This window comes from Empedobacter sp. EJD.6dd, assembly GCF_057369435.1.
This window is the reverse complement of the sequence record NZ_CM170667.1, coordinates 2,719,574-2,732,508: the sequence shown is the minus strand read 5'-3', so window position 1 is coordinate 2,732,508 and position 12,935 is coordinate 2,719,574. Positions and strand designations below refer to the sequence as shown.

The 12,935-nt window shown below is 31.9% G+C and carries 10 protein-coding genes; 5 read left to right on the top strand and 5 right to left on the bottom strand.

The genetic code is table 11. From position 1 onward, the window contains the following. Positions 1-60 precede the first annotated feature (60 nt). From AC2I98_RS12830 to folE, 4 genes are all read right to left on the bottom strand, one after another. Entirely contained in the window at positions 61-1,506 is a 1,446-nt protein-coding gene (locus tag AC2I98_RS12830; protein WP_486412058.1) for a RagB/SusD family nutrient uptake outer membrane protein, read from the bottom strand. An 11-nt stretch (positions 1,507-1,517) separates the two neighbouring features. Next, positions 1,518-4,655, bottom strand: a complete 3,138-nt coding sequence (locus AC2I98_RS12825; protein WP_486412057.1) for a SusC/RagA family TonB-linked outer membrane protein — start codon at positions 4,653-4,655, stop codon at positions 1,518-1,520. Positions 4,656-4,794: 139 nt separating this feature from the next. After that, positions 4,795-6,267, bottom strand: coding sequence for a cysteine--tRNA ligase (gene cysS / locus AC2I98_RS12820; protein ID WP_486412056.1), 1,473 nt, complete (start codon positions 6,265-6,267; stop codon positions 4,795-4,797). Between the two features lie 17 nt (positions 6,268-6,284). Beyond that, positions 6,285-6,962 carry a GTP cyclohydrolase I FolE gene (folE, locus tag AC2I98_RS12815; protein ID WP_448344435.1) on the bottom strand — a complete coding sequence of 226 codons (678 nt, stop codon included), beginning with the start codon at positions 6,960-6,962 and terminating at the stop codon, positions 6,285-6,287. Positions 6,963-7,061: 99 nt separating this feature from the next. Here folE and hutH point away from each other — a divergent pair, with 99 nt between their 5' ends. From hutH to AC2I98_RS12790, 5 genes are all read left to right on the top strand, one after another. Beyond that, positions 7,062-8,609 (top strand): histidine ammonia-lyase, encoded by a 1,548-nt coding sequence (gene hutH / locus AC2I98_RS12810; protein WP_486412055.1) that lies wholly within the window; start codon positions 7,062-7,064, stop codon positions 8,607-8,609. Positions 8,610-8,621: 12 nt separating this feature from the next. After that, positions 8,622-9,173, top strand: coding sequence for a hypothetical protein (locus AC2I98_RS12805; protein ID WP_486412054.1), 552 nt, complete (start codon positions 8,622-8,624; stop codon positions 9,171-9,173). Between the two features lies 1 nt (position 9,174). Beyond that, the gene (locus tag AC2I98_RS12800; RefSeq protein WP_486412053.1) at positions 9,175-9,555 is read left to right on the top strand and encodes a ribosomal maturation YjgA family protein; all 381 of its coding nucleotides are present in this window, start codon (positions 9,175-9,177) and stop codon (positions 9,553-9,555) included. Positions 9,556-9,654: 99 nt separating this feature from the next. Then, positions 9,655-11,634, top strand: coding sequence for a urocanate hydratase (hutU, locus tag AC2I98_RS12795; protein WP_486412052.1), 1,980 nt, complete (start codon positions 9,655-9,657; stop codon positions 11,632-11,634). A 106-nt stretch (positions 11,635-11,740) separates the two neighbouring features. Beyond that, positions 11,741-12,010 (top strand): hypothetical protein, encoded by a 270-nt coding sequence (locus AC2I98_RS12790; protein WP_486412051.1) that lies wholly within the window; start codon positions 11,741-11,743, stop codon positions 12,008-12,010. A 16-nt stretch (positions 12,011-12,026) separates the two neighbouring features. Here AC2I98_RS12790 and AC2I98_RS12785 read toward each other — a convergent pair whose 3' ends face one another. After that, positions 12,027-12,638: a hypothetical protein gene (locus tag AC2I98_RS12785; protein WP_486412050.1), complete on the bottom strand. Its 612-nt coding sequence runs from the start codon at positions 12,636-12,638 to the stop codon at positions 12,027-12,029. Positions 12,639-12,935 lie beyond the last annotated feature (297 nt).

Sequence of the window (12,935 nt, the reverse complement as noted above, 5' to 3'; positions counted from 1 at the left end):
ACAAAAAAACCCACTTATTTCTAAGTGGGTTAATGTTGTAAAAAATATTTAATACTTTGTTTATTTCCAAAGAGGATGTTGAACAGCATTTGGATTTAAAACAATTTGATTTATTGAAAATGGAAAAACAAAAAGCTTACTTCCTGCAGGAACATCACAATTCCCAGGACAGTTAGTCCCTTTATTTAGTGGTAAATTATAACGTTTCAAATCTAAAAAACGTTGACCTTCACCAAAAAACTCTTTATTTCTCTCAGTTAATATATCATTTAATAAATTAGTACCTGTATAAGTATTACCTTTTCTTTTTAATGCAAATTCATTAAGTTTAATAAGTGATTGAGCATTATTACCCAACTGATACAATGCTTCTACTTGATTCAAATATGCTTCTGACACTCTTAAAACCTTAGTGTTTCTCATGTAATTACCTAAACTTGAAGGTCTTTCATGTTTTCTAATCCAAACTCCTTGTGGATTATCTGTTGTTGGAGCACTTTGTGTTGTAAACAATTTTCTTCGAATATCTGTAGTTGCAAATGATGAATATAAACTAGCTTTTGCCAACATAGATCTTCTACCACCTGTTCTACTATAATACACACTAAGAGCATTGTTAACTCCAGGATTGTTTTGAGGATTTAAATCTAATTCCCAAACTGTTTCAGGTTGATTTTCTGAAACTAAGTCATTACTTGAAGAAAAATAATTATCATAAGCTGTTTCATTTGTTAATAAAACAAATGAAGAATTACCTGCTTCAGATGCAGTTACAATATCGGTTGATAAATTGTATGCTAATTGAGCATCTCCACTTGCTTGTCTTGTCAAATAAACACGAGATAACAATAACTTTGCTGCAGTTTTACTTGCGTAAATTTTAGACTCAGGTTTTTCCGACGAATTTTCTACAGCATAATTTAAGTCATTAATTATCATTGTATAAATTTCTGAAACTGAAGCACGAGGATTCTTCACATCCCCATTATAAGGATAAGTTGCTATTGGAACTCCAATTTCTTGATTTTGACCACTTTTTGGAGAAGATGAATAATAATTCAATAATGTAAAATATGAATAAGCTCTCAAAAAACTAGCTTCTGCCTTATATTGTCGATTTGTTTGAGAATCTGGTAATTCGTTATTTATTACAAAATTTACGCTTTGAATTACATCATAAGCAGAGCGATAAAAATTTATTTCTCCCGTATTAGTTGGATCATAATTCATTTGAATAACATTTGAAAACCCCGAAAAGTTTGTGTTACTTCTAAAAAAAGAATCTCCTAATAGATCTCCGTAAAAGAATAAATTTGATCCATATAAAGAACTTGATGACATTTTTAAATATCCTCCTAGTAAAAATCTATAGGCATCCTGTTCTGTTTTTATTGCGTCTTCTAAAACTTCTTCATAAGGAGGTTTCAAGTCAAGAATATCTTCTCCACATGAATTAAATAATCCTAAAGATAATATAGATGTTATTAATATTAGTGTTTTTTTCATTTCTTAAATTTTTAAAAATCAATAGACATTCCTAACGATACACTCTTTATAATTGGTGTCGTATAATTAAAAACTCCTTTTCCTTGGAAAGACCATGCGTTAACGATTGATTCTGGATCAAAATTTAATCCTTTATCAAAAGCATACGTCCAAAGATTGAATCCTTTTGCATAAATCGTTAAATTTTTGACACCTGTTTGTTGTTTAAATTTATCACCAAAAGAATAAGCTAATTTTATTTCTTTTAGACGAATATGATCTCCTTTTCTTATCCAACGATCAGATTCTAACCTACTTCCATTAGGATTATTCAATTGTGGTTTTGGATTTGCAGCGCCTGTATTCTCTGGCGTCCAATAATCCATTGCATCAACTATTTGGTTTCTGTTATCAACATTTCCGTCATTTATAAAAAATGAGTGGAATCCGTTGTGAACATAAAAATCAAATTGTCCAGTCATTAAGAAACTAAAACTTAAACCTTTATAAGAGAATGAATTTGAAAACCCAGCCATATATTTTGGAAAAGCTGATTTACCTAACCAAACTCTTTCTGCTTGACTTTTATTAGTTGTTGTTTTTGTTTTTGTAGCATCTGTATACCACGAACCTACTCCTAATTCTCCTACATTAGGATCATTATTTGGACCAGCCCACAACCATGTGTAATATTCACCTAATAATTTACCTTCTGATAATGCATTTAGATTGTACTCCCAAATACTTTGATCGATGTTTAGTTTATCAACTTTATTAATATTGCGTGAAGCATTTAAGTTAATATTCCATACGAAATCTTTTCGAATCGGTGTACTATTTAATGTAAGCTCGAATCCTTTATTCGATATATCTGCTACATTTGCAAAATAATCTCCTGGACTACCTGCTTCTGGCATTGTAGTGGCATAGAATAATGCTCCGTCAGTTTTTTTATTGTAATATGAAAATGTAATTCCTAATAAATCTTTGTATAAATTTAATTCAAAACCTACATCTAATTGTTTAGATATTTCCCAATCTAAATTTGGATTACCAGCAGAAGATAAATAAGAATAATAATCATTTCCATACGCATACAAAGGATTAGTTGATGTTGCTACTAACGTATACATATCATACTGTCTTCCCCATGTATCAGCAAATGGAACATTACCTAATCTACCATAACTTGCTTTTAAAACAAGATTATTAATAACTGAAGATTCTTTTAAAAATTCTTCTTTACCTAAATTCCAACTACCTCCAATAGACCAAAAAACTCCACCTCTATTTGTTTTTGGTAAAACAGAAATTCTGTCGTATCTAACTTGTCCTGCAATGGTATATTTACTATCATAAATATAACTTAATTTAGAGAAATAAGAGTCTTGTCTCCATTTATAGAAAGTTCCTGGACCAGTAAAAATATCATTGAATGTATCTGGGTTTCCATATGAAAAATCTGGAATAGGCTCTGTAAATTGCAATGCACTTTTGTATCTATTTTTATACTCATGATCCTGATAATCAGAACCAATTGTGAAATCTAAATCATGTACATCTTTAAACTTTTTTCTAAATGACAACGTATTTGTAAAATTCATATCCCAAATACCTGTTTCACCTAGCTGTAATGCACCACCATTGGCAATACCGTCTCCATATCTTGGATCCCACCAATACGTTTCTCTCATTTGTTGTCTTTGTCCTCCAAAAACAGTATTAAAATAAAAATTATTTAAAAACTTATATTCTGCAGTAAATGAACCTAAATATGTGTGAACTTTACCTTTAGAATAATTATTTTCTAAAATCCCAATTGGATTAAACCCTTCTGTTACACCTCCAAGATCTTTTTGATTGTACGATCCGTCTGGATTATAAATAGGTTTACTTGTCGGAATAAATAAAGAAGACAACCATGGATTTGCAGAGGCATTTGCATCAGAAATCGATCTACGATCTACGCCTGTATAATTTAAAGAGAATCCGTATTTAAGATTATCTGTAACCTTATGATCAAAAGCTAAGATTGCACTTTTACGATCAAAATCAGTTGTTTGAATTAATGGTTTATTCTTATAGTAAGTAACACCTGCACGATAAGAAATACCATTAGTTCCTCCAGCTACAGAAAAATTATACGTATTTACAAAAGATTGATTACGCTGTACAGCCTTTCTCCAATCTGTTTCTTTACCATCCCAATTTTTATCTAATGTTCTAGTATAATATGCTTCAGCTTCAGCTACATTAGCAAATGTAATTGGTTTATCATTTTCAGAAAATCTAGGAGTACCGTCTGGATTATATTGGCTATTAAAATAATTTTGCCCTCCATATTGATGATATTGGCTGGCATTCATCATTTTAATTTTATCAAATGCAATATCTTGTATTGCCATATCTGATGAAAAATTAAAACGAGGCGTTTGTCCGAATTTACCTTTTTTCGTAGTAATAACAATTACTCCATTTGCTCCGCGAGCACCATATAAAGCCGTAGCAGAAGCGTCTTTAAGAACTGCTACAGATTCAATCATATTTGGATCGATTGAAGATAAAGGATTCCAAGATTCCATTAATGTAGCATTATCTGCTCCTTTACCAACAACAATTCCGTCTACAACGTATAATGGATTTGGAGTACCTAAAATAGAACCAACTCCACGAATTAAAATCATATTAGAAGATCCTGGATCTCCACTTGCTGTGGAATAATTAAGACCTGCAACACGTCCATTCAACACTTCATCAATAGAAGATACTGGAGTACTTTCAAAATTTTCTTTCGATACAATTGTATAAGAACCAACTTTTTGTGCAGGATCTAATTTAATTCCTCCAATAATATTTACTGTTCCTAATTCAATATTATCCGCAGCTTTTGATGTAAATTTTACATCTCCCAATGTTGTAGAAGTAACTTTAATTGTTTTTTCTTCACCATTAGAATCAATAATTTTTAATGTATCGCCTACTTTGGCATCTATATTAAAATTTCCATTTCCATCTGTAAAAACTGAAGTACCTGTTCTCGTAACAATTACTTCTGCTTCTTCCATTGGAAATCCATTCGAGTCTTTTAAGACTCCTTTAACTTGAGCAAATGCTAACCCTCCCATCAAAAAAATTGATAGAATGCCCAAAGAAGTAAATCTTCTCCTCATATTATGTTAATTTTTAGTGCTAATTATTACAAATATGAGAAAAAAAACTTAAAATATCTAAATTATTTGTTAAATAAAATAACGCATAAACAAAAAACCCACTTATTTCTAAGTGGGTTAAATATTTTATAAATCTTTCTTAAAAAGAGTATGAAGTTCCTTCAGCTCCGTCTTTCAATTGGATACCTAATGCACTTAATTGATCTCTAATTTGATCAGATAAAGCCCAATTTTTATCCACACGAGCCTGATTACGCATTTCGATTAGCATTTTTACAACACCATCTAATTTATCAGAACTTTCGTTTACAGCCTCTGTATCTAAACCTAAAACATCATGAACAAATCCATTCATAATCGTTTTCAAACGTTCTAAATCTTCTGCAGTAATATTTTCGAAACTATCTTTGATCGAGTTGATCATTTTAACAGCATCAAATAAATGTGCAATCATGATAGGTGTATTGAAATCATCATCCATTGCAGTGTATAATTTAGCTTCTAATTCATCAATATTAACGGTAGAAGTTTTCTTTGGTGTAATTGTTTCTAATGTTTTTAATGCTTCAACCAAACGGTTATATCCTTTTTCTGAAGCTAACATTGCATCATTCGAAATATCTAAAACACTACGATAATGCGCTTGTAAGAAACAAAAACGAACGACGCTTGGATGAAATGCTTTTTCGAAGAAATCATTTTCACCATTTACTAATTGCATTGGCAAAATGTAATTCCCTGTCGATTTACTCATACGTTGACCATTCATCGTCAACATATTGGCGTGCATCCAATACTTTACAGGTTCATGACCATTAGAGCCTTTTGCTTGAGCTATTTCACATTCGTGGTGCGGAAATTTAAGATCCATTCCACCTCCATGAATATCGAAAAAATCTCCAAGATATTTTGTGCTCATCACCGTACATTCTAAGTGCCAACCCGGGAAACCATCTCCCCAAGGCGAAGCCCAACGCATGATGTGAGCAGGCGAAGCATTTTTCCAAAGTGCAAAATCTACTGGATTTTTCTTCTCTCCTTGTCCGTCTAAATCTCTTGTATTATTGATTAGTTCTTCGATATTACGGTTACTCAATTCACCATAATTAAGTCCTTTTTTGTTATATGCTTCTACATCAAAATAAACTGATCCGTTTACCTCGTAAGCTAATCCTAAATCGATTAATTTTTCTGCTAAAGCAATTTGTTCTAAAATATGACCCGTTGCAGTAGGCTCTATTGTTGGAGGTAGTAAATTAAATTTTTCTAAAACTTTATGAAAATCTACTGTGTACTTTTGTACGATTTCCATTGGTTCTAATTTCTCTAATTTTGACTGTTTTACAAAACGATCATTTTCTACATTTCCGTCATCTGTTAAATGCCCAGCATCAGTAATATTACGAACGTAACGAACTTTGTAACCCAAAAATTTTAGGTAACGATAAATCATATCAAACGACATAAATGTACGCACATTTCCAAGATGCACATTACTGTAAACGGTAGGTCCACAAACATACATTCCAACATTATCTTGATTAATTGGTTCGAACGTTTCTTTCTGTCCCGTTAAGGAATTATGTAATTTTAATTGATTTTCTTTTACCATTTTATAGGATTTATATTTTAAACATTGAAAGTAGTTTTCATTCCGATGTACGAAATAAACTCTTTTCTTAATTGCTCATTATCTTTAAATGCTCCACCGTATTCAGCAGTAACTGTACTTGATTCAATATCTTTGATTCCGCGCGAATTCACACACAAGTGTTTTGCATCAATAATACACGCTACATCATCAGTTCCCAAAGCTTCTTGCATTGCTTTCACAATTTGCATCGTCAAACGCTCTTGTACCTGCGGACGTTTTGCATAATATTCTACAATACGATTCATTTTAGACAGACCGATTACTTTCCCTTTTGAGATGTAACCAACATGTGCACGTCCAACGATTGGTAAAAAGTGATGTTCGCAAGTCGAATAAACCACGATATCTTTTTCAACCAACATTTGATTGTAGTTATATTTATTTTCGAAAGTTGACATTCCAGGCTTACGCTCTGGCAATAAACCACCAAAAATCTCTTTTACGAACATTTTCGCAACACGTTTTGGCGTTCCTTTCAAACTATCATCTGTTAAATCTAAGCCTAAAGTTTCCATGATGTTACGGAAATCCGCTTCTATCTTTTCCACTTTTTCTTCAGCAGACAACTCAAATGCATCAGCTCTCAAAGGCGTTTCTAAGTTTGCTGACATATGGTCGTCCCCCATTTCGTCATGAAGATGTTTATCACACATTACATAAAAATTTTAGCAAATTTATAAAAGATAGTGTTATAAAACCTTATCAAAACTCAATTATTCCTACTGAAATGATTTCTATCTTTTATCAAATCAATGAAAAGATTATCTTTGAAGTATCACAAATTCGAAAAAATGATCAAGAAAACTTACGGTATCGATTTTCTTTCGTTTGAGGATTACAAAGGAATCAAAGAAGGAAATATCGAAATTGAACTAAATGAAGCAAGTAAAGAACAAATCTTAAAATCTCAACAAAATGTTGCTAAAATAGTTGCTTCTGGACAAACTGTGTATGGAATAAATACTGGTTTTGGACCACTTTGCGACACAAAAATATCTGAAGAAGAAACACGTCAACTTCAACACAATTTATTAATCAGTCATGCAGTTGGTGTAGGAAATCCGATCAAGAAAGAAATTTCTAGAACCATGTTAATTGCCAAAGCACATGCTTTATCAAAAGGATATTCGGGTGTAACATTAGATGTTGTGGAACGAATTTTATTAATGGTTGAAAAAGATATTATTCCAGTCGTTCCAGAAAAAGGTTCAGTTGGAGCATCTGGAGATTTAGCACCATTATCGCATTTATTTTTACCATTAATTGGCGAAGGAAAAGTTTGGGATGGTGATACAATTGTCACAACAAAAGAAGCATTAACCAAACACAACTTACAACCTTTGCATCTTTCTGCGAAAGAAGGTTTGGGATTAATCAACGGGACACAATTCATTTTATCTCATGCATTAAACGGATTAGAAAAATTTGAATATTTATTGAATTTAGCTGACGTTGCAGGTGCTTTATCATTAGAAGCTTACGAAGGTTCTCCTCGTCCATTCGAAGAAGAATTGCACCAAGTTCGACCTTTTAAAGGAACAATGATGGTTGCAGAGCGAATGCGTAATTTATTAAAAGGTTCTGAAATTGCTTTCTCTCATGCAGATTGCGGTCGTGTACAAGATCCTTATTCGTTGCGTTGTATGCCTCAAGTTCATGGTGCCTCGCGTAATGCATTTTTTCATTTGCAAGAATTGGCTGAAATCGAGTTAAATTCTGTTACTGACAATCCAATTGTTGTTTCGGATGAAGAAGCTATTTCTGGAGGAAATTTCCATGGACAACCATTAGCAATGGTCTTAGATTATGCAACAATTGCAGCTTCTGAGTTAGGAAATATTTCGGATCGTCGTCAATATTTATTAATCGAAGGAAAATATGGTTTACCAAAATTATTGACAGAAAGTTCTGGTTTAAATTCTGGTTTCATGATTCCTCAATATACATCTGCTGCACTTTGTACAGAAAACAAAACATTATGTTTCCCAGCTTCTGCAGATAGTATTCCAACGTCTTTGGGACAAGAAGATCATGTTTCGATGGGAAGTATTTCTGGAAGAAAATTCAACCAAGTATTAGACAATGTAGAACGTATTTTAGCGATTGAATTGATGTACGCTTGTCAAGGTTTAGAATTTAGAAGACCTCGTAAAACAAGTGTTTTCTTAGAAGAAGTTTTTGCAAAAGTTCGTTCGGTTTGTCCAAAATTAGAAGATGATCGCTTAATTGGTGATGATATCAATGATATTATCGATTTATTACAAACTGAAGATTTCAAGAAGTTAATTTTAAGTTTCTAACATCAATATAACATGAAAACCAACCACCTAATCCTATTCATTTTTTTTGTAACATCCTTTATTTTACAAGCACAAACAACAACTTTTGGCGATAGTAAACCAGAAGAATTTGAATTTTTACCTCATCAAGGCAGTCGAATAATTCAAGGTTTTCGTGTTGATATGGGAAATAAAAAATTTTGTATTGTTTATTCGAAACCAGAAAAAGGAATTACACCAGATGTAATTTATATTCAAGAATATAAAAAAGATGGTACCGAATGGAAACAAAATATAACAGGAGAACGTAAAAGTGATAACACAATTTTTATTTGGGGAAAACGCGGAGGTTTCTTTACCGATGACAATAAAAATGGAATTGCTTATACTGCTTTTAGTGAAGAAGATTTAAAAACCAATGAAAGGTTTATTGTTGGATATTTTATCCTTTACAACAATAGTATTTTCATTATTGAAGAAAATCAAAAAGGACAAATTAAAAAGTCAAATAATTTTGATCAACTTCCACAAAAAGCACAACAACAAATTTTAGAAGCTTTTAATAAACTAGATAAATGGAATTAACATGTTTAAATTTGATAAAAAATCTTTCTTAATTGCAAGTATTCTTTTCTTCATAGAAGTTATAATTGCACTTTTCATCAAAGACAGAATCATTCGTCCTTTTGTTGGTGATATTTTAGTCGTAATTTTTATATATTATTTCATTAAAGCTTTCATCAATACAAAAGCAATTAACATCGCTATTTTTACATTGATTTTTTCTTTTGTAGTTGAAGTTTTACAGTATTTCAATTTTGTAGAAATAATCGGTTTAGGACATAACAAAGCGGCTCGAATAATTATCGGGACTTCTTTTTCGTGGATCGATTTACTATGCTATTTTATAGGTTTTGTCCTATTATTTTTTATTGATAAAGATTTAAAGAAAAACTTGTCAAGCTGAATTTATTTCGGCTTTGCATTAGTAAGATTCTTCGACAAGCTCAGAATGACAAGAAAACGTATAACGTTTAACATAAAACTTTAATAAACGCACAAAAAAATGACTTTTAAAGAACAAATAAAACAAGGAATTCCTTCTATCCTTCCTACAAAAAAAGATAGAAATCAAAATGTAAGTCACGCGCCAAAGCGTAAAGAAATATTATCTGATGATGAGAAAAAGTTAGCTCTTAAAAATGCTTTGCGTTATTTCGAACCTCAACATCATTCAACTTTAATTCCTGATTTTAAAGAAGAATTAGAATTATACGGACGTATTTATATGTATCGTCTTAAACCAGATTACGAAATTTTTGCTCGTCCGATTAATGATTATCCAGGCGGTTGCAATCAGGCAAAAGCAATTCAATTAATGATTCAAAACAATTTGGATCCAGCGGTTGCTCAACATCCAGACGAATTAATTACTTACGGAGGAAATGGTGCTGTTTTTCAAAACTGGGCGCAATATCTTTTAACGATGAAATATTTGTCTGAAATGACAGACGAACAAACATTGGTAATGTATTCTGGTCATCCAATGGGATTATTTCCATCACATAAAAATGCTCCTCGCGTTGTGGTAACAAACGGAATGGTGATTCCGAATTATTCGCAACCAGATGATTGGGAAAAAATGAATGCTTTAGGTGTTTCTCAATACGGACAAATGACAGCTGGAAGTTATATGTACATTGGGCCGCAAGGAATTGTACACGGAACGACAATTACAGTTTTAAACGGATCTCGTAAAATAGATGATAACGGAACAGCTGGAAAATTATTTGTAACAGCTGGACTTGGAGGAATGTCGGGAGCTCAGCCAAAAGCCGGGAATATTGCTGGTGTTGTTTCAGTAACTGCTGAGGTTAATCCTGCTGCAACTTGGAAACGTCACGAACAAGGTTGGGTAGATGAAGTAATTTCTGATTTAGATGAATTAGTTACTCGCGTACAAAAAGCAAAAGCTGATAAAGAAGTTGTTTCAATTGCTTATGATGGAAATATAGTGGATGTTTGGGAAAAATTTGATCAAGAAAATGTTTACGTTGACTTAGGATCAGATCAAACTTCATTACATAATCCGTGGGCTGGTGGTTATTATCCAGTTGGATTATCATTTGAAGAAGCTAATCAAATGATGGCTGATAATCCTAAATTATTCAAAGAAAAAGTTCAAGAAACGTTACGTCGTCATGCAGATGCGGTTAACAAACACACAGCAAAAGGAACATATTTCTTCGATTACGGAAATGCTTTCTTATTAGAAGCTTCTCGTGCTGGAGCTGATGTAATGGCAGAAAACGGAATCGACTTCAAATATCCGTCTTATGTACAAGATATTATGGGACCAATGTGTTTCGATTACGGATTTGGACCATTCCGTTGGGTTTGTACATCTGGAAAACCAGAAGATTTACAAAAAACAGATGAAATTGCTTGTCAAGTTTTAGAAGAAATCATGCAACATTCTCCAAAAGAGATTCAGCAACAAATGCAAGATAATATCACATGGATAAAAGGTGCACAAGAAAATAAATTAGTTGTTGGTTCGCAAGCTCGTATTTTATATGCCGATGCAGAAGGACGTATCAAAATTGCAAAAGCATTTAACGATGCTATTGCGAAAGGAGAAATCGGACCAGTTGTTTTAGGGCGTGATCATCATGATGTTTCTGGAACAGATTCTCCTTTCCGCGAAACTTCTAACATTTACGATGGTTCAAAATTCACAGCTGATATGGCGATTCATAATGTGATTGGAGATAGTTTCCGTGGTGCAACTTGGGTTTCTATCCATAACGGCGGCGGCGTTGGTTGGGGAGAAGTTATCAATGGTGGATTTGGAATGTTATTAGATGGATCTTCTGATGCTGAAAACCGTTTAAAATCAATGTTACATTGGGATGTGAACAACGGAATTGCTCGTAGATCTTGGGCTAGAAATGAAGAAGCTATTTTCGCGATAAAACGTGCAATGGAAGATGAACCTTTATTAAAAGTGACGCTTCCTAACATCGTTGATGAAGAATTATTGTAAAATGAAATATTTTATAATTCTAACCTTTCTAATTCTAATTTCCTCTTGCCATCAACAATCAAATTGTGAAGCTTTTTTCATAAAAAGAAAAAATAGCAAATGTTTAATGATAGTTGAGAATAAAGATTTGGGTACCAGTGGAAATTTAGCAATGGATGGAAGAAATCCTTATACAAACGAAAAGTGTGATTGTAATGAACAAAATCGTTGGTGGGCTATCTATAGAAATGAAATAAATATTGGAGATACAATCATCAAAAGAAAAGGTGAATTAACGTTTAATATCCACAAAAAAGATACGATTATTTCTCACGAATGGGAATGTGATGGAAATACTTATCATTCTAATGGAACAATAAAAAAGCATCTCGATTGAGATGCTTTTTTAATTATTATTTCTCTACTTCATTATTTTCTGTCATCTGATTAATTTTATCAATTTTCTCTTGAAGTTCTTTTGGAGTAAGTACTTTTTTAGGAATTAATTTAATAAAATCTGTAGGCTTTTTCTCTTGACTGATCTCTTTCAAAAGATATCTTTTTTCCATCTTCCCACCACCTTCTTCAACTTTTTTAAACTTTTTAAATAATTCTACGACAACAAAATTTTTAAACTGAAAATAATAAGGACTTACCGTAATTCCATTCATTTTTGCTAACCAGATTTCGTAGTAAAACTCATCATTTTCGAAGATAAATTTCTTTGCTTGTAAACCTAAAATTTCTTTCATTTCCTTTGTAGGTTTCAAACCTTCTATCTTAATAGAATCTACTACATACGTATCACCATACTCAGCAAATTCATACGATTTATTATGTTCAAAATCGTTTAGTAACCAATTTGGTTCTGGATAAATTCGAACTGCATCATTCTGAGAGTTCTTTACTTTCTCTATTAATTTGACAAAAGAATAATTTTTAGAAGCTAACACTTCAAACTCATAAGATTCATTAAACGCATTTACTATTTCTGGCAAAAAATCTTTTGGCGTATTTTTCTTCATTTCATCATTAAAAATTGTTTCTTGATGGATATTATACAAAAAACGATATGTATTGTCTTGACCAAATAAGTAATAAGTAAAAACTAACACCAAAAAGAATGATGAATAAATATTTTCTCATAGTACTATTAATTTCTAAACAATTATATGAATTATAACGAATTAACTTTGACAACAAAATCACAACTAAGTATTAAAGTTTTCATTATTAATTTAACAATTAATCAATAATAAAAATTCAAAAAAACACATTAACTTATGTTAATTAATACGTTACCAACTTCTTAACCTACATCA

Bases quoted from the DNA above. Each gene is read 5' to 3' on its own strand.
- AC2I98_RS12830 (WP_486412058.1), bottom strand. From the start codon at position 1,506: ATGAAAAAAACACTAATATTAATAACATCTATATTATCTTTAGGATTA.
- AC2I98_RS12825 (WP_486412057.1), bottom strand. From the start codon at position 4,655: ATGAGGAGAAGATTTACTTCTTTGGGCATTCTATCAATTTTTTTGATG.
- cysS (WP_486412056.1), bottom strand. From the start codon at position 6,267: ATGGTAAAAGAAAATCAATTAAAATTACATAATTCCTTAACGGGACAG.
- folE (WP_448344435.1), bottom strand. From the start codon at position 6,962: ATGTGTGATAAACATCTTCATGACGAAATGGGGGACGACCATATGTCA.
- hutH (WP_486412055.1), top strand. From the start codon at position 7,062: ATGAAAAGATTATCTTTGAAGTATCACAAATTCGAAAAAATGATCAAG.
- AC2I98_RS12805 (WP_486412054.1), top strand. From the start codon at position 8,622: ATGAAAACCAACCACCTAATCCTATTCATTTTTTTTGTAACATCCTTT.
- AC2I98_RS12800 (WP_486412053.1), top strand. From the start codon at position 9,175: ATGTTTAAATTTGATAAAAAATCTTTCTTAATTGCAAGTATTCTTTTC.
- hutU (WP_486412052.1), top strand. From the start codon at position 9,655: ATGACTTTTAAAGAACAAATAAAACAAGGAATTCCTTCTATCCTTCCT.
- AC2I98_RS12790 (WP_486412051.1), top strand. From the start codon at position 11,741: ATGATAGTTGAGAATAAAGATTTGGGTACCAGTGGAAATTTAGCAATG.
- AC2I98_RS12785 (WP_486412050.1), bottom strand. From the start codon at position 12,638: ATGAAGAAAAATACGCCAAAAGATTTTTTGCCAGAAATAGTAAATGCG.